Source organism: Ignavibacteria bacterium (assembly GCA_017302895.1).
In the GTDB taxonomy this organism is placed as follows: Bacteria; Bacteroidota; Ignavibacteria; order Ignavibacteriales; family Ignavibacteriaceae; genus UTCHB3.
Window position 1 is genome coordinate 442,648 of record JAFLBV010000003.1, and the last position, 17,488, is coordinate 460,135.

General features: G+C 43.0%; 13 protein-coding genes. All 13 read left to right on the forward strand.

The annotated features are described in order from the left end of the window. Positions 1-84: 84 nt before the first annotated feature. A complete protein-coding gene (locus J0L60_14095) occupies positions 85-3,156 on the forward strand; it encodes a T9SS type A sorting domain-containing protein (protein MBN8547260.1) in 3,072 nt (1,023 codons plus the stop codon). Between the two features lie 338 nt (positions 3,157-3,494). Continuing rightward, positions 3,495-4,469, forward strand: coding sequence for a Gfo/Idh/MocA family oxidoreductase (locus tag J0L60_14100; protein ID MBN8547261.1), 975 nt, complete (start codon positions 3,495-3,497; stop codon positions 4,467-4,469). Further along, the gene (locus J0L60_14105; protein MBN8547262.1) at positions 4,466-5,056 is read left to right on the forward strand and encodes an N-acetyltransferase; all 591 of its coding nucleotides are present in this window, start codon (positions 4,466-4,468) and stop codon (positions 5,054-5,056) included. The genes J0L60_14100 and J0L60_14105 overlap by 4 nt, the downstream gene beginning before the upstream one ends. Continuing rightward, positions 5,056-6,270: a DegT/DnrJ/EryC1/StrS family aminotransferase gene (locus tag J0L60_14110; protein ID MBN8547263.1), complete on the forward strand. Its 1,215-nt coding sequence runs from the start codon at positions 5,056-5,058 to the stop codon at positions 6,268-6,270. The genes J0L60_14105 and J0L60_14110 overlap by 1 nt, the downstream gene beginning before the upstream one ends. Positions 6,271-6,425: 155 nt before the next feature. Then, positions 6,426-8,798 carry a hypothetical protein gene (locus tag J0L60_14115; protein MBN8547264.1) on the forward strand — a complete coding sequence of 791 codons (2,373 nt, stop codon included), beginning with the start codon at positions 6,426-6,428 and terminating at the stop codon, positions 8,796-8,798. 76 nt (positions 8,799-8,874) lie between these two features. After that, positions 8,875-11,349: a leucine--tRNA ligase gene (locus tag J0L60_14120; GenBank protein ID MBN8547265.1), complete on the forward strand. Its 2,475-nt coding sequence runs from the start codon at positions 8,875-8,877 to the stop codon at positions 11,347-11,349. A 1-nt stretch (position 11,350) separates the two neighbouring features. Then, positions 11,351-12,628 (forward strand): serine--tRNA ligase, encoded by a 1,278-nt coding sequence (gene serS / locus J0L60_14125; GenBank protein MBN8547266.1) that lies wholly within the window; start codon positions 11,351-11,353, stop codon positions 12,626-12,628. A gap of 220 nt (positions 12,629-12,848) precedes the next feature. Then, positions 12,849-13,211: a hypothetical protein gene (locus J0L60_14130; protein MBN8547267.1), complete on the forward strand. Its 363-nt coding sequence runs from the start codon at positions 12,849-12,851 to the stop codon at positions 13,209-13,211. A 1-nt stretch (position 13,212) separates the two neighbouring features. Then, a complete protein-coding gene (locus tag J0L60_14135; GenBank protein MBN8547268.1) occupies positions 13,213-13,578 on the forward strand; it encodes a hypothetical protein in 366 nt (121 codons plus the stop codon). A 299-nt stretch (positions 13,579-13,877) separates the two neighbouring features. Beyond that, positions 13,878-14,798, forward strand: coding sequence for a MerR family transcriptional regulator (locus tag J0L60_14140; protein ID MBN8547269.1), 921 nt, complete (start codon positions 13,878-13,880; stop codon positions 14,796-14,798). Positions 14,799-14,912: 114 nt separating this feature from the next. Continuing rightward, positions 14,913-15,413 (forward strand): hypothetical protein, encoded by a 501-nt coding sequence (locus tag J0L60_14145; GenBank protein ID MBN8547270.1) that lies wholly within the window; start codon positions 14,913-14,915, stop codon positions 15,411-15,413. 4 nt (positions 15,414-15,417) lie between these two features. Next, positions 15,418-16,437 carry a hypothetical protein gene (locus J0L60_14150; protein ID MBN8547271.1) on the forward strand — a complete coding sequence of 340 codons (1,020 nt, stop codon included), beginning with the start codon at positions 15,418-15,420 and terminating at the stop codon, positions 16,435-16,437. Between the two features lie 48 nt (positions 16,438-16,485). After that, entirely contained in the window at positions 16,486-17,484 is a 999-nt protein-coding gene (locus J0L60_14155; protein MBN8547272.1) for a hypothetical protein, read from the forward strand. The last annotated feature ends 4 nt before the right edge of the window (positions 17,485-17,488 follow it).

The following is a 17,488-nucleotide window of genomic DNA, read 5'->3' on the forward strand; positions in this document are numbered from 1 at the left end:
TCCAATATCCACCTGACAGGCAATGAGGAAGGTAAATTTAACTTCTTTTATATGCGGTCTTTAACGAGTCACAGGTATATGATTATGCGAAAAACGAGCTGCAACAGTTTTTTATGGTTATTTTTTGTTTTGATTCTATTTGCAGGAAGAGTTACACATGCACAGCAGGAAAATAATAAGCCCCAGGTAAATCCACCGATCTATATCGCATTCCTTTGGCACATGCATCAGCCGATTTACTGGCCTTATGAAAGTGTTGTCCAAACCGATGCGAATGGTCGCTATCCATTCTCGGTTACTGACATTCACAACCAGAGAATCGGACCATACACTTCCTGGCCTAAAAACGCAGTTCAAAAGGGAATTGCTGCCAACATGCCTCATTTTGGTGCACAGGTCAGTTTTTCGGGATCACTCATTGAAAATCTGAACGCTCTTGAAGCAAACGGTAACGGAAATTTTTTTAATTGGAAATCGAGCTGGAATTTTATAAAGAACCAAACTACTTCACTTGGTAATCCAAGGTTGGACATGGTGGGTTTTGGCTATTTTCATCCATTGATGGGCCTGATTGACTATAAAGACATCAGAAAACAACTGCAATGGCACAAAACGATTTTTTCGCAAAACTTCCCGGGGGGTTACTCCAAAGGTATTTTCCCTCCTGAGAATGCTTTTGTGAACAGGATGATTCCTGCTCTGGCAGATGAAGGGTTAGAGTGGGTTCTGGTTGATAATGTCCACTTCGACCGCACCGCTCAGGGGTATCCTTTCAATACCGGCGGAAACATCTATGAGCCAAACAAAGCTGATGTTTTGAACTCCAACCCGAATGACTGGCTGGCACTTCAGAATATCTGGGCGCCCACAAAAGTATCTGCAGCATGGGGACACAGGCCGCACTTCGTGGAATATGTTGATCCCGCAACAGGACAAAAATCAAGAATTATCGCCGTGCCTGCATCCCGTTATCTCGGAAATGAAGACGGTAGAGGTGGATTTGGTGCATTGAATTACGAGTCGGTCATGAGCCAGTTTGAACAGTACAATACTGACCCCACAAAACCGATTTTGATTGTCCTTCACCACGACGGTGACAACTACGGTGGTGGCACCGATTCATATTATGGCTCCAATTTCCAGAATTTTGTAAACTGGCTGCAGGCAAATCCTTCCAGATTCGTTTGTACCACAATCGAAGACTATCTTGAGATGTTCCCGCCCGATCAGAATGCACCAATTCATGTCGAATCGGGTAGCTGGTCAGGAGCGGACAATGGTGATCCCGAATTCAAAAAATGGCTTGGTGATCCCGGAACAGACGGTTACAGCCCTGACATAAACAGTTGGGGAGTTCTCACCGCCGCTCAAAATCATGTTGCAATGGCAGATAATGTGAATCCAAATGCTACCAATACCCTTAACGCCTGGAAATACCTTCTCGTTAGTGAGGCATCAGATTACTGGTACTGGGACGGTTCTTTGGGAGGTATTTGGGATTCGAACCCTACCCGCGGAGCAAATCAGGCAGTAAATTATGCGAATACTGTCATTGCCGGCGCCCCGGATAATACTCCACCAACGGTGTTTATTCCACAGAGAGAACCTTATAATCCCGGTGCAACAGAGTGGAATCAGCAACAGCCGTCAGATTTTAAAGTATGGACTTATGCTTATGATGTGAAAGGCTTGAAGTCGGTTAAACTCTACTATCGCCAGGATCTTGATGGTGTAAACTCACTTTCGAGCACAGATAACGAAACTTATGCGGGCGGTCCTGAGGTGGGAACCTGGACTGTTTTGGATATGCCGGGAACCACAAAAATATCTCTGACAAATCCTCAACCTGTCGTGAAAGCAAAGGAATATTCCGCAACAATAACCGGATTATCAAACAAGCTGGTCGATTATTATGTGGAAGCAATCGACAGCAACAATAATGTAAAAAGCACAGCCATCCAGCATGTGTGGGTGGGTGCGTACACTCCCGGAGGCGGCGGTGGAACTGGCGTGAGCACTGTAACCTGGTTGCCTTCCGCTCCAACCAAAAACGATACCATCACAGTGACCATTACCAAAGCGGTTCAGGGAGCAAAATTGCACTGGGGTGTTAATCCTCAGGGTTCGAACTGGACAACTCCTAATCAGGCTTACTGGCCTGCAGGAACCACACTTTTTGGCGGATCAGGTCCTGCAGTCGAGACTGTCATGGCAGGTCCTTCGAGTGACAGTTTGCTCACAATAAAAATCGGACCATTCAACAATTCCGCACAGACAGTTGACGGAGTTGCATTTGTAATTCATTACAACGACAATACCTGGAACAACAACAACGGTCAGGATTTCAAGATCAATTTCGGTGGAGGAAGTGGCGGCAGCAACTTTGTAATGGATGGCACACTCGATCAGCAGGCTGTCAGCGTTGGTTCGAACAATGGAGCAAATCTCTACCTCGGCTGGAACAATGGTAACCTGTATGTTGCGACCCAGGCAGCTCCGACACAAGGCAAAGATGTGTTCATCCTGATAACGGATTCACTCAGAAATCCCGTTCCTGCGATGTGGGCAAAGGGTGGAACCGTCCCCGGATGGTCGCTTTTCCTTGCTAACGAAAGTACAAACAACTACACCGCATGGTTTGATGCTTCATCAAATCCCGGTAAAGCCACGGGACAGACACTTGAAGGTCTTGTAAATGTTCAGGCGGAGTTTGGATATACACCCGCAAAACTTTACATAGCAGTACTTCAATACGGAACTCAGGACGCAGGTACACTTCAAAATCAGGTTCCTGCCGGTAACGGTAATGGAAATGTTGAAGGTGCAGAACTTTATCAGTTTGATTACACCCTTACGAGTGTAAAAGAGATAAATCTCAGTTCGCTTTCTCCTGAAAACTATCTGCTGGGACAGAATTACCCGAATCCGTTCAATCCTTCGACCAATCTTCAATACTCGGTTAAGGATGCCGGCAAGGTGAACATTACGGTGTATGATGTGTTGGGAAGAGTTGTTACAACCCTTGTTGATGAATTCAAACCTGCGGGTACCTATGAAGTCAAGTTCGATGCGGGTAAACTTGGGAGCGGAGTTTATTTTTATACGATGACAGTGAACAACTTCAGAGAAACCCGTAAGATGATTTTAAATAAATAAGTTTTAGTTATGAGTTATTAGTTATGAGTTATTAGTATGTCGAATAAGAGTCATGGAATGTAAAGAGAAAGGTTCCACGGATGCCACGGATTTTCCACCGATTTCACGGATGTTTGATTACTCCTTTGCGTTCTTTGCGTCCTCGGCGGTTTTTATCCAAATCTTGACAGAGAAAACTCATAATTCATAACTTATAACTGACTTAACTCCCTTTGCGTCCTTTGCGGTAAAAAAAATTGACAGAAATATATGATGTTAGCTAAATTGGCAGTAAATTTGAAAGCTGAATTGTAATAATTTTGCGACACGAATTCCAACTATATAAACCGGATTAAAAAATGGATTACAGTCAAATAAAACTTGCCGTATTAGGGGTAGGTAACTGGGGTAAAAATCATCTAAAAACAGCAGCGTCTTTACTCCCCCATGAGAATATTACAGTATATGATCCGGGTCTTAAAACCCGCGCAACAGTATCAGCAATCTCTGACAAAATCAGAGTGGTGGATACACTCGAAGAGATACTTAACGATGAAACAATTACTACTGCAATAGTAGCCACACCTGCACAAACCCACTATTTTGTTGCCAAGGGCCTCCTCGAAGCAGGAAAGCATGTCCTTGTGGAAAAGCCAATCACCCTTTATTCAAAAGAAGCAGAAAACCTTGTACATATAGCCGAGAAAAACAATCTCAGGCTGATGGTCGGGCATGTTTTGCTTTATCACGAAGCCGTAAAGCACATTAAAAATGCTGTAGGCAAGGAACTTGGAGAGCTTCAGTACATTTACAGCAACCGTCTTAATCTTGGAAAGATTCGCTCGGAAGAGAATGCTCTTTGGAGTTTTGCACCGCATGATATCGCAATAATTCAGTTTATAGTCGGGGCAAATCCGATAAATGTACATGCACAGGGTTCAGCAGTTATCCAACCCAACATCGAAGATTCCACGGTTACATTTTTAAATTATCCTGAAAACATTTCGGCACACATTTTCGTGAGCTGGCTCCACCCGTTTAAGGAGCAGAGACTGGTTGTTATCGGAAGTGAAGGGATGTTTGTCTTTGAGGACAGCCTTCCTGACAATAAATTGAAATTCTATAAAAAAGGATTTAAAAAAGTAAACGGACAACTGGAGGCATTTGATCAGTCTTTTGAAGTTGTCCAATATGAAAACAAGCCGCCCCTTGCGGAAGAACAGAAACATTTCTACGAGTGTGTGCTAACAGGCAAAACCCCTTTCTCGGATGGAGTCCATGCACTTGAAGTATTAAAAATTCTTGAACAAGCTCAAGAAAGGTTATCAGAATGAGTGAAGAAAAAAACTACTATGTAGATAAACACGCCGTGGTTGACGATGGCGTTGAAATTGGCGAAGGCACAAAGATCTGGCATTTCGCTCATGTACAGTCCGGCTCAAAACTTGGAAAAAAAGTTATCTGCGGACAGAATGTGAATATCGGAAACAATGTGACCATCGGTAATTATGTAAAAATCCAGAATAATGTATCAGTCTATGAAGGTGTTACGCTTGAAGACTATGTTTTCTGTGGTCCCTCAATGGTATTTACAAATATCCTCGATCCACGAAGCAAATACCCGCAGGTTGGAGCAGCATATTACATTAAGACCCTTGTAAAAGAAGGTGCTTCACTTGGCGCCAATTCCACAATAGTTTGCGGACATACCATCGGCAGATTTGCTTTTGTAGGTGCGGGAAGTGTTGTAACGAAAGATGTTCCTGATTTCGCGCTGGTTGTTGGTAATCCGGCAAGAATTATCGGATGGATGAGCGAAGCGGGAGTCCGCCTCAAATTTGATGAAAACGGCGAGGCTTTCTGCGAAAAATCGGGTAAAAAATATAAATTTGAAAACGACAGAGTGAAAGAAGTAGAATAATGAAAGTACCATTGTTAGATCTTAAATCGCAGTACCTCTCAATGAAAGATGAGTTGGATGCTGCTCTTATTGGTGTTGCCGAATCGACCGCATATATTATGGGTCCCGCAGTAAAAAAACTTGAAGAAGAGATGACTCAGTTCCTCGGCTGTAAATATGCCGTGGGTGTTTCATCGGGAACAGATGCACTTCTGCTTGCCCTTATGGCGATTGGTGTTGGCAAAGATGATGAAGTTATCATGCCTACATACTCTTTCTTTGCAACCGCAGGAGTTGTAGCCAGACTGAATGCAGTTCCTGTGTTTGTTGATTCCGATCCTGTAACATTCAACATCGATCCCTCACAGATTGAAGCAAAAATCACTTCCAAAACAAAAGCCATCATCCCTGTTCACCTTTATGGTCAGTCAGCGGATATGGAGCCGATTATGGCAATTGCCAAAAAACACGGTCTCCGTGTTATCGAAGATGGTGCCCAGGCAATTTCCGTTCAGTATAAAGACGGAAGACAGGTTGGAAATATCGGCGATATCGGCTGTTTCTCATTTTTCCCGAGCAAAAACCTCGGTTGTTTTGGCGACGGCGGACTTGTAGTTACCAACGATGATGATCTGATTGATATGATCAGAATCATGAGAGTCCATGGCGGGAAACCAAAATATTACCACAAAGTGATAGGCGGAAACTTCCGTTTGGATTCCATTCAGGCAGCAGTTCTTTCTGTTAAACTTCCACATCTGAACGACTGGTCGGCAAAAAGACGCGAAAACGCCGCTTATTACACAAAACTTCTTATTGAAGCCGGTCTTGCAGAGGAAGCAGGCAGAATCAAATTTGACGACAAAAACAAAGTCCTCATTCCAAAAGCGGTTTATGAAGGTTCGGATTTGGTTAACTACCACATCTACAACCAGTATGTGCTCCGTGTCGAGAGAAGAAATGCTCTTAGAGCCTTCCTGACCGAAAAAGGAATCGGAAACGAAGTTTATTATCCTGTTCCGTTCCACCGTCAGGAGTGTTTTGCTCACCTCGGTGCGAAGGATGCGGATTATCCCGTTGCCAATTGTGCAGCTACCGATTCATTTGCTGTTCCTATCTATCCTGAACTTACAAAGGAAATGATGGAATATGTTGTTGATTCAATCGCTGAATTCATCAAAACCTCCGACAACCTTCCGATGGAATGTGGTCACTGCGATTGCATGAACAGATAGTTATTTATGAGTTTTGACTTGTAAATTATAAGTTGACATTCGAATAATTGTGGATTTAAAGCTGTCATCAGAAATGGTGGCAGCTTTTTTTTGCAGGTATCTGTCGTATTAATTAAGACCTGGTTGGTCTCAACAAAATCAAAAAGTTTAATAAAATGAATAACGCCAAATTCTTAATTCTGTCAGTCTTGCTCTCGTTTTCAGTCTTTGCACAGAACAGGCCGGGAATCGACTACTTCCCGTACATCAGTTTTTTTGACCAGTATATAAATGCCAAATTTGGTGTTGAAGCGTGGGGTGACAAAGAAAACAATGTATTGCAAAGGGTTAAGCCCGTATACGAGATGATGAAAGCAGCCGGAATTACGCATTGTGTTACATTTCTTGATGATTACACTTCAGATACCCTCATAAATCCGGGACTGAAAATCTACGACCGTCACATCGAATGGTCGGAAATAGAAAGTCTGCCGGTCGAGGGGACAAACAATCCCGGGAGATATCTCCTCGCTCAGGGACTCGATACGGTTGAGAATGCCTTTGAGATCGGGGAATCGTCGTCGTTTACCGGCTCTTCACTTACAAAAGAGAATAATTATGGATTCGGAGTTTCCGGGGGAGACACGAGCAGCGTTTGGTGGATGAATGTTGCTCCCAATATGATTCCCAAGTGGGTCACGGGTAAAACAGGGGGCAGGGCATCTGATGACCTTGACACCGGCGGGAAAAAGATAAAAGTCAGAAGAGGAGAAGTGTCAGCCGGTGGCGGATATTACCTGGTTTACGGGATTATTAACCGGATGATGTTTACACGAAACAGGCAGCACTTTATGTGGATAAAGGCAAAAACAGACGAAAATAACCTTCCCGCTTCCACTCCCGTGCTCACTGTCCGGATAAGAATTAAACCATATACTTATGAAATGAATCCCGAAGATCATTTCGGCAAGCAATTGAATTTTGAAGATTCTGCCACTTTAAGAGACTCTTTACTGCCCGATGTGGTCTTTCAAATTCCTGTAACCGTGAAGGATTTTAAGGGAGATTATTACCACTGGATCGAAGTTACTCATCCTCTTTTTCGACGAAGTGACGCGTTCAATCAGGTGGGGAAGGAGATGGAGATCGCTCTGTATTTCGAGAACAACATCGGTGTGAGTATCGACAGGATCGCCATTTGTGATGAGGATTTCAGGGAGTTCTATTCAAACGGGAAACTTCGCTCGGAGATTGAGTCTGCGATCAATTCAAAAACCGGTAAATACATGGATAATCCTCTTTTTGAATCGGCATATTATGATGAACCATACATGCTTACGACCAAGATCAGGGGGGAATATCAGAAAATGTTGAGAAGGGGAACGAACAAGGAAAGACTTGACATTAATGGTGCAACAGGTGGTGCCTGGAACTGGAATCTTGCTTTCGACAGGGAAATGTCCAAAGGTGAACAGTTTTATAAAAATTATCTCCTTTATGATTTCTATCCCCTGATCAGGGAGATTCCAAAAGGATATGATGATCAGGCAAGACTTCAGAGGGCTTTTGATGAGATGATCTGCTACAAAGGTGAACCTGTACTTAAATATCCGGGTCACGACCGCGACAGGATGCAACACATGGGCTATCTTTCCGCAATCGAAGCATCCCAAAATTACACATCAGGAATCCCGGGTGATGACATCCCCCTTTTTCACACCATTCAAGTGGCTGCATCTCAGACCATAAGATACGAAGGTAACGGAAAATACTCCTACAGACCCAAATTCGGTGAACTCCGGGCACCGACACCCGAGGAAGTCAAGGCGATGTGTAATCTCGCAATAGCTTATGGAGCAAAAGGTTTCATGTATTATATGGTACCGACAATGGTCCCGATGTTCAGACAACCTCTCGTGGAAGGGAGTGAAGTGCTTGCAACTTACGGACTCTTTGACGATGCCGGGAGAAAATACGATGATGACAGCAAGGAAGTCTGTTTCTCAAGAGGCTATGCGGAACAAACAGGAAATGACAGATACTTGGCAGTGAAAGAAACCATAACCACAATCAAATCGATAGAAAAATACATTTTGCGTGGCAATTGGCTTAACGGGTTTACATCAGATCAGAATGGCGGGAAATATCGTCTCGATAGAGGAAGAAAATGGATCAGTTCGATCAGCAGCAGACTTCTTGACAAAGATATTCCTGACTCAATACCTTATATTGAAGCAGGACTGTTTGGTTATACCAACGGACTGAGCGGCAAGGAAAGGACTTTTTCACCTGACACTTTACTTCTCTATGTTGTGAACAAATTTTGTGATGATACTGACCGTGATCCAACTACTCATGCGGTCAGGGAAGTAAAGGTATTTATCGATGTGGAGAGTGTTCCATTCAAAAGATTTAAAATTCTGAACTTGTCTGATTCACAAAACACGACACCCGGCCGCTTTTTACAGGACAGACCGGGCAGTTCAGATTATGTAAAATTGCAACTTTCAGGAGGGGATGCCGCACTCCTCATGATTGTGAAGGAATGACAGTCTGAAACAGTAATTCCCCAAATATTCCTATTTTTAAAGTTTGAAATATTTAAAATATTAAGACTTTATAAGTATGAAATATCAAGCAAGCGAAATCGAGCCGAAATGGCAAAAATACTGGGACGAGCACGGGGTTTACAAGACTGATCTTAATGATCCTGCCAAAAAGCTTTACTCCCTGGTAATGTTTATTTACCCTTCAGGGGCAAAACTTCACTGTGGTCACTGGTACAATTATGGTCCCGCTGACACATGGGCACGATTCAGAAAATTGATGGGATATAATGTTTACGAACCGTTTGGTTACGATGCGTTTGGTCTTCCCGCCGAAAACTACGCAATAAAAACGGGTGTTCATCCATTGGACAGCACCCTGAAAAACATCGAAGATATCAGAGCCCAGCTCAAAAGAATCGGCTGCATGTATGATTCAAACAGTGAATTGATGACATGTGATCCCGAATATTACAAATGGAATCAGTGGCTTTTTCTTCAGCTCTACAAAAAAGGACTCGCATACCGCAAAAAATCACCCGTAAACTGGTGTACTTCGTGCCAGACAGTTTTGGCTAATGAACAGGTACTCGGGGATGGAAGCTGTGAGAGATGCGGAAGTCCCGTTATTCAAAAAAACCTTGTACAGTGGTTCTTTAAGACCACAGCCTATGCCGACAGACTGCTTGAAGATCTTGATCTGATTGACTGGCCCGAGGAGACAAAGACCAAACAGCGCAACTGGATTGGCAGAAGTGTAGGTGCCGAAGTCGAATTTAAGGTGGAAGGAAGTGAAGAGGTAATAAAAGTTTTTACTACCCGACCTGACACACTTTTTGGTGTTACCTATGTAACCCTGGCTCCCGAGCATCCGCTTGTAGCAAAACTCACGAAGCCCGAATACAAATCGTCTGTTGAAAAATATGTTGAACAAACCGCATATCTGACCGATATTGACAGACAATCGACAACAAAAGAGAAATCGGGTGTGTTCACGGGTTCGTATGCGGTTAATCCGATCAACGGTGAATCGGTGCCTGTTTGGATCGGTGATTATGTCCTCGTAACCTATGGAACAGGCTGTGTTATGGCTGTTCCCGGACATGATGAGAGAGATTTTGAATTTGCGAAGAAGTTTAACCTTTCAATCAGAAAAGTGATTCTTCAGGAAGGTACCAATCTCGAGGATGAACTTGCCGAAGCATTTACCGAGGCAGGAACGATGGTTAATTCGGGTAAATTCACGGGATTAAACTCAATTGCCGGTAAGGAAGCGGTTATAAAAGAACTTGAAAAAACAGGGAACGGATGTGCCAAGGTTAATTACAGACTGAGGGACTGGCTGATTTCCCGTCAGAGATATTGGGGAACGCCGATTCCCGTGGTTTACTGTAATACATGCGGTGAGGTCCCTGTTCCCGAAGAGCAGCTTCCCGTTACACTTCCCTACGATGTCGAGTTTAAACTTCAGGGTGATTCACCCTTGAGGAGACATGCTGGATTTATGAACACAACCTGTCCGAAGTGTGGCGGTCCTGCTGAAAGAGATCCCGACACGATGGATACATTTGTGGACTCCTCCTGGTACTACCTCCGTTATCTGAATCCGAAATTTAAAGACGGGATGATCGACACTTCGCTTACTGATAAATGGTCACCCGTTGACATGTATATCGGTGGCAGGGAACACTCGGTGATGCATCTGCTGTATGCCCGTTTTGTCCACAAATTTTTGATGGATATCGGTCTTGTAAAAACTCCCGAACCGTTCATGAGGCTTGTGCATCAGGGGACAATCACCAATCAGGGTGCCAAGATGTCGAAATCGAAAGGGAATGTCGTAAATCCCGAGCCATACATCGATAAATACGGTTCTGATGTTTTCCGTCTATACCTGATGTTTATGGGACCCTACGAACTTGGTGGTGACTGGAGTGATTCAGGAATTACCGGTACTGAACGGTTTGCACAGAGACTTTATGACATGGCTCAGACCTATGCAGGCTGGTTTACAAAGCATAAGTCTGAAGAAAAATATGATCTTGCAGATCTGAGCGGTGAAGAAAAATCGGTTTACAGATATGTGAACAAAACACTCGCGAAATATCAGCATGAGATGGAGCATCTGAAATTCAATACGGCTATTGCCTCGATGATGGAACTGAGCAATGAACTCGGAAAGAATCTCGCAGCCTGCAGACCCGGAATTCAGACATACACTCTCTTGAGGGTTGCTTCGATGCTGGCTCCACTGGCACCACATCTTGCCGAGGAAATTGCAAGCATTTTGGGACGGGAAAAGTCGCTTTTTGAGGAACCCGATCAGTTCACCCCCGACCCCGAAGCTTTGACGGTTGACTCTGTCACGATAGCTGTTCAGGTCTCGGGCAAGATGAGAGGAACCGTTGACATGCCCGTCGATTCAGATCAGGAATCTGTTTTTGATGCGGCAAAAAATGACCCCAAAACAGGCAAGTTCATTGAAGGAAAAGAGATCATTAAAGTGATCTTTGTTAAAAACAAAATTTTGAATGTAATAGTAAAACAGGCATAAAATGTTAGACTTAAAATTTATAAGAGAGAATCCCGATGTTGTAAGACAGGGAATCGAAAACAAAAACGAAAAAAACAGAATTGATGAAGTACTCGAACTCGACAAAAAGAGGAGAGAAATCCTCGTCATCGCCGATGATCTGAAGTCGAAGAGAAACAGAGTCAGCGATGAGGTGGCAAAACTTAAAAAAGCCAAGGAAGATGCCACTGCCCTCATTGAAGAGATGAAGGGTGTGGGAGAGGATATAAAAAAATATAATGAAGAGCTCGCGGTTGTGGAAGCGGATCTGAACAACATACTCGCTTATATTCCGAACCTGCCACACTCATCAGTTCCTGTCGGAAAATCTGCCGCTGATAATGTTGAAGTCAGAAGATGGCTTCCTGAGGGATATAATCTGGATGACCCGACCGTGGTTCCCGACCATCTTCAGATTGGTAAAAACCTGAAAATCCTCGATTTTGAGAGGGGAACAAAGATTTCAGGTTCCGGTTTCCCCCTCTACATGGGAGACGGTGCCACTCTTGAAAGAGCACTTTTCAACTTTTTCCTCGATTTCCACTTGGAGCATCACGGATATCAGGAAGTGATGACACCCTTTATTGTGAATCGTGATTCGATGAAGGGGACGGGACAGATTCCCAAAATGGAAGAGGATATGTACACCTGTGAAAGGGACGGGATGTATCTCATTCCGACTGCCGAAGTGCCGATCACCAATATCTACAGGAGCGAGGTTCTTGATGAATCTTCACTTCCGATAAAATACTGCGGATATTCCCCCTGTTTCAGACGGGAAGCGGGTTCGTATGGCAAGGATACCAAAGGATTTTTGAGAGTTCATCAGTTTAATAAAGTTGAGATGGTGAAGTTCGCAAAACCTGAAGGCTCTTACGATGAACTTGAAAAACTTGTGAATGATGCCGAGGATATTCTGAAAGCCTTGAATATCCCATACAGAGTTCTGATGCTTTGCACGGGGGATTTGAGCTTCTCGGCAGCGAAATGCTACGACATAGAAGTGTGGTCACCTGCAGAAAAGAAATGGCTGGAAGCCTCTTCATGCAGTAACTTTGAAGATTTTCAAGCCCGCAGAGCAAACATAAAATACCGCCGCTCAGAAGATAAAAAGCTTGAATTCATTCACACATTGAACGGATCAGGGCTTGCCACCAGCAGATTGATGGTTTCACTTCTTGAAAACAATCTCAGACCCGACGGAAAACTCAATGTTCCCGAAGCTCTGAGACCATATCTCAGAAAAGATATTATCGGATAGAGTTATCCTTTCCCTTCTGTTAAGGGGTTGTTTTTTTAGCGGATACAAATAAATCCCTGAAAACTCAACCCCTGCGGGATAAAAATTTCCCTGATAAAAAAATACCCGATCCTCTTGTTATTCTCGCAAAATATATGGAAATTCCAATGTGGATTTGCATTATTAGCGAAAACCCACACCGGTTAAATTTCATATTTATAAAACAGATCAGGACTGTGTTATGCAGAATGATTTTCTAATGAACAGTATGATGTCAAAACTGGCAGCCGATTCGAAATTCGTGGGAATTTTCATGATGGTGGTCGGCGGGCTGGTTTGTCTTACACTTTTCGGGATACCGTTTGGTCTTCCATATTTGTTTGCCGGGATCAGAGCGAAGGATGCCGGAGCACAAATTGAGCAATTTTTGATGACAAACGACAATGTGCTCAAAACGAATGCCTATGAAAACTATCAGAAGCATTTTTTTATATTGAAGGTGTTGTTTATTGTCGGAATTGTTGCTGCGATTGTTGCAATTCTCTTCTTTGCATTTGTGTTCGCTGCTATGATTTCGAGTTTTTCAAGGTCAGGAGTACACTAACATGGAAAATAACTATTACGAGAAGAACATTATCACCAAACTTGGCTCTGATGCCAAATTTGTCGGAATTCTTAATATCATTATCGGTGTTCTTAATTGCCTGTCGCTTTACGGAATTCCTTCAGGAGTGCTGACAATTATTACCGGGATGAAGGCGAAGGATGCGGGCAACCATTTCTCGAATTATGCAACCTACAGGGATGAGGCTGAAGAATACAGAGCCATCGAAAACCTCGGAAACTATTTCAAATGGATGAAAATTTCGATCATAGTGGGACTTGTGATCATGGTGATTGTTTTCATTATTTCGTTCGCTGCCGGGGGAAGTCTCTTCAAAATGCCCCGGGGAAGATACACCCAGCTTTAAACAAAAAAAGAGGCTGATAACCTTTCGGAAATCAGCCTCTTTAACATCTCACACATCACTTCGGAGCCAACAAATCTTTATTGATACTCCGGCACGCAAGCAATTCACAGCAATTCGTTCTCAGTATAACCATCTTTACATTACTGCCGGAGCATCGGGAGAGATTCTATAATTAACACTGTTGGAGTAAGTACTTGTTTAACATTTGTGGCAATAAAAAGAGTTCCAAATGTAAAAAAAATATCTACAAACCCTAAACGAGTCTTGATTATTAGCGAAAAGATGCTTAATTTTAGGAGATGAAAGAAACTTTAGAATTCCCGATAAATGTCGTCGCAAAACTTACAGGCCTATCGTCCCATCTGATCAGAGCATGGGAAAAAAGGTACTCTGCCATTACCCCATCACGGACAGGTACAAACAGACGGGTTTATACGGAGGAGGCGATAGAAAAGCTAAAATTGCTGAAGCTACTCACCTCAAAGGGGTACTCCATAGGAAATGTGGCTTCCCTCGGGATATCGCGTCTGAAGGATATGCTGGGACAGCCGGAGCTTCACCATCATCTCCCCGGTGTGGAACCAAAAAGTGAGGGAGACATCATTACACGGTGCCTGAAAGCGATCGAGGAATACGACTCCCAAAAGCTCGAAACCGAGCTGATTAAATCTTCTCTTCAGTTTACAATGCTTGAATTGTTCGACAAGGTGGTCACTCCTCTTATGCATAAGACAGGGGATTTGTGGCGGGTCGGAAAGCTAAGACCGGCACATGAGCATCTTGCACTTGAAACGATTAAGAGATTTCTGAGGGGAATTCAGGCGGGATTCTCGATTCATTCTGCTGCCCCCGTACTGGTGGTCTGTTCACCCGCAAACCAGTTGCACGATCTCGGTGCTTACATGACTACATTCGCAGCTTCGTCTGAAGGATGGAAAACAGTTTTTCTGGGTTCAAATCTGCCCGCAGAAGATATAGCCGCTGCGGCACTTCGGGTAAATGCGAAGGCTGTGGCTCTGAGTATTGTCTATCCTGATGACGATCCTTACCTCTCCTCTGATATTCAAAAAATGGGGATTCTCCTCCCCAAGAGCATTAAAATCATATTTGGCGGGCAATCGGTCTATGGCTACAAAAAGGAAATTGACAGCATTGGGGGTATCATAGCCGGAAATATGACTGCTCTTCGAAATGTAATGCACTCGATCAGGAAAAAATAAAAGATTTCACCTGTTTTTCCCCAAAATTTCATAACTTTATCTACCGGTTTTTAGCCTTTTTTGGCAGCGCCGAGGGCGGAAACAATTATTTAATTTTTTACCGGCAGGCATAATATGAGTAATAAAGACGACAGGAAAAAAAGATCCGGCAAGTTTCGCGGAATGGAAGACGATTACCCCGGATTCGAGAAATTCAGGAAGAACAATAGATATTACCCCGGATATCCTCCTGATGCAAACAAAGAAGAGATTCAAAAGATAGAATCTCAGCAGTTCGGTACAGGGCATCTTGTACACGACAGCAAAGTCATTTTTGACGGCGACAGATCTGAAAACACTTACAAAGAATTCAGACCCGGTGTCGTCGGAAATCCACCTACCAAAAGCAACCGGTTCCTGACAGGCTGGTTCCCCTGCAGTACAGGGAGTTTCAAACGCAATCAACCCGATACTGTTTTTCTTGATACTGACACTGACGGCATCGAGCGCAAATGCTATATCCTGCTCAAATATCGACAATTCTTTAAGTACCACACACTCGTCGCAAAGAAATTCGAGATTTCGGAGCAAAAGAAAACTGAACTACAAAATAAAATAAACAATTTGGATGGATAAGAAAATGGGGAAGAATAAAAATTTGAACGAAGCAGAAAGATTTTTCAGATTGCTTAAACAGGATGGGTCGCTGACACCTGCCGATGAGTTGGGGGCTTATAAATGGTTTACAGGTTTTTTTGAGTCAAGAGCAAGGAAAACACTTTTTAAATTTGACGAACCGCAGGTTTTGGTTGTGATGTCGGGTTTACTCGCGTCGCTATTAACCACTTTTGGCGAAAAGGAAGCTCCCGAAAATCCAGAAGCTTACCTGACGACTGCTGTAGCGAATGCCTTAAAGACCCTTTACGGGGATAAAAGCGATGCAAACCGTATTGTCACCAGAAAAAAATATGTAAAAATTTTGCAAACTTTGGAAAACGAGGGCAGAATTTACTCTAATCGTATAGATGTAAGTGTGAGTAAAGTATTTTATCCGTCAGAGTTGAGAGAAGAAGCAATTTATGGTTACATAGATGCCCTTTCAGAAGACGATACTGTGCCTGATGCAGAATTTATATACGAACTGTTGGAAAGCATTGGACAGCCGGTGGATAAAGATTTATTACTTAACCAGTTGGTCAATTACTCAAAAGGCATAAAAGTTACAGAGGTTAAAATTGACGGAGACGAAAATCCGGAGATTGAAACACCGGATTATGAAGCAAAGGATACCGGTATTTTACCTGATGAGGAACTGGAAATAAAAGATTTTATGGATAATGTTATGTCGGAAGTTGCGCAGATAGCCAATTCTGATAAAAAGTTGAGCGAAGAAGTTTTTATAAAGCTCCTTTATTTATCGATGGGCGACAAAACCAGTAAAGAAATCGGAGAAATTGTGAAAATGACTCAGAAAAATGTTGAATACTACATATCCGAGCGGGCAAGCAAAGCTATGAGAATCCTCGTCAAACGCTGGACGAATGAACTGACGGCTCTGTTAGAAAAATACAGCCGGGAAACCATTCTTACACGGTTGGAGGATGAACTGACTGTAAGACTGAAGGAAAAATACCATAAATATTTACAGGGAATTAATTGATGAAAATTGTGTTATTGTTGCAGAAATGTGAAGCAAGGAGTGTCTGATATGGACAAAAAAGAGAAAAAGATGATCAATCAAAAAAATGTAATGCCTGATTTTGAACAATTCAAAAAGATGGTGGAAAAAGCCCGCGCGGCGGTTTATGAAAAACCGGACGAGATAAAACCGGGACAGATATGGGGAATTGCGGGCAAGGAATACCGGTTTGTAGTTCTTTCATCACCCAAAACTTCCATTACAGGAAAAGATGTTAGAGTTGTTCCGGTGACACACAAAATTCACATGGCAACCGAAACAGATGTCATACTTCCTGAAGATTTCGTTTATTATTCAGAATCTGTGGTTCTTCCGTTTCAGGTTACAAACATCATGCAGGAAAGACTCGACCTGTATCACGGCGAACTTAAGAAAGAGATCACAGATTTTCTTATCAAAACCGATCACAAAGGGGAGCTTGCGACACTTCCCAATTTCACACGCCAGGGCACGAACGATCCTTATGATCCCATAATCTTTGAATATAACGAAAACCTCAGGGAAGAACTGTTCAGTTTTGCAAAAGAAGTTTTTGAAGTGGCAGATCTGGTTCAAGAAGAGGAGAGGGTTACGGTACTTGATACTGTGGAAAAAAGATTATTGGACTTTCTGGGTTATCTGAAGGATGTTTATCGTGCTCCTGAACCTGAGTATATGACGATGATGGCAATGGTACCCGAGAGACTGGATTTCAATCCCAAAGCGAAAAACAGGAAAATTCTTCTTAAAAGTCACGACAATATTTCAATTAGTCTCGCCACCATAAGCTCGGAACCTGTACTGGTATTCACAGCATTAAATCTGGAGGACAGCAGAGAATTGTCGGGTGTCCGAATAACTATGACGAGCGACGAAGGGAGCTATCATGATTTTCAAGATGAAAATTTCAGTTCCAGGCAGATAAATTATATGATTCCTGAAAATATAGTTCAAAATATGAAAAATGGTTTTGTTCTAACCTATAAACTCGCCGGTCAGTTGTTTGAATTACCTGTCAATTTCAAATAAGAGT

Excerpts from the sequence above, each read along its gene's own strand:
- J0L60_14095 (MBN8547260.1), top strand. The coding sequence starts at position 85 with ATGCGAAAAACGAGCTGCAACAGTTTTTTATGGTTATTTTTTGTTTTG.
- J0L60_14100 (MBN8547261.1), top strand. The coding sequence starts at position 3,495 with ATGGATTACAGTCAAATAAAACTTGCCGTATTAGGGGTAGGTAACTGG.
- J0L60_14105 (MBN8547262.1), top strand. The coding sequence starts at position 4,466 with ATGAGTGAAGAAAAAAACTACTATGTAGATAAACACGCCGTGGTTGAC.
- J0L60_14110 (MBN8547263.1), top strand. The coding sequence starts at position 5,056 with ATGAAAGTACCATTGTTAGATCTTAAATCGCAGTACCTCTCAATGAAA.
- J0L60_14115 (MBN8547264.1), top strand. The coding sequence starts at position 6,426 with ATGAATAACGCCAAATTCTTAATTCTGTCAGTCTTGCTCTCGTTTTCA.
- J0L60_14120 (MBN8547265.1), top strand. The coding sequence starts at position 8,875 with ATGAAATATCAAGCAAGCGAAATCGAGCCGAAATGGCAAAAATACTGG.
- serS (MBN8547266.1), top strand. The coding sequence starts at position 11,351 with ATGTTAGACTTAAAATTTATAAGAGAGAATCCCGATGTTGTAAGACAG.
- J0L60_14130 (MBN8547267.1), top strand. The coding sequence starts at position 12,849 with ATGCAGAATGATTTTCTAATGAACAGTATGATGTCAAAACTGGCAGCC.
- J0L60_14135 (MBN8547268.1), top strand. The coding sequence starts at position 13,213 with ATGGAAAATAACTATTACGAGAAGAACATTATCACCAAACTTGGCTCT.
- J0L60_14140 (MBN8547269.1), top strand. The coding sequence starts at position 13,878 with ATGAAAGAAACTTTAGAATTCCCGATAAATGTCGTCGCAAAACTTACA.
- J0L60_14145 (MBN8547270.1), top strand. The coding sequence starts at position 14,913 with ATGAGTAATAAAGACGACAGGAAAAAAAGATCCGGCAAGTTTCGCGGA.
- J0L60_14150 (MBN8547271.1), top strand. The coding sequence starts at position 15,418 with ATGGGGAAGAATAAAAATTTGAACGAAGCAGAAAGATTTTTCAGATTG.
- J0L60_14155 (MBN8547272.1), top strand. The coding sequence starts at position 16,486 with ATGGACAAAAAAGAGAAAAAGATGATCAATCAAAAAAATGTAATGCCT.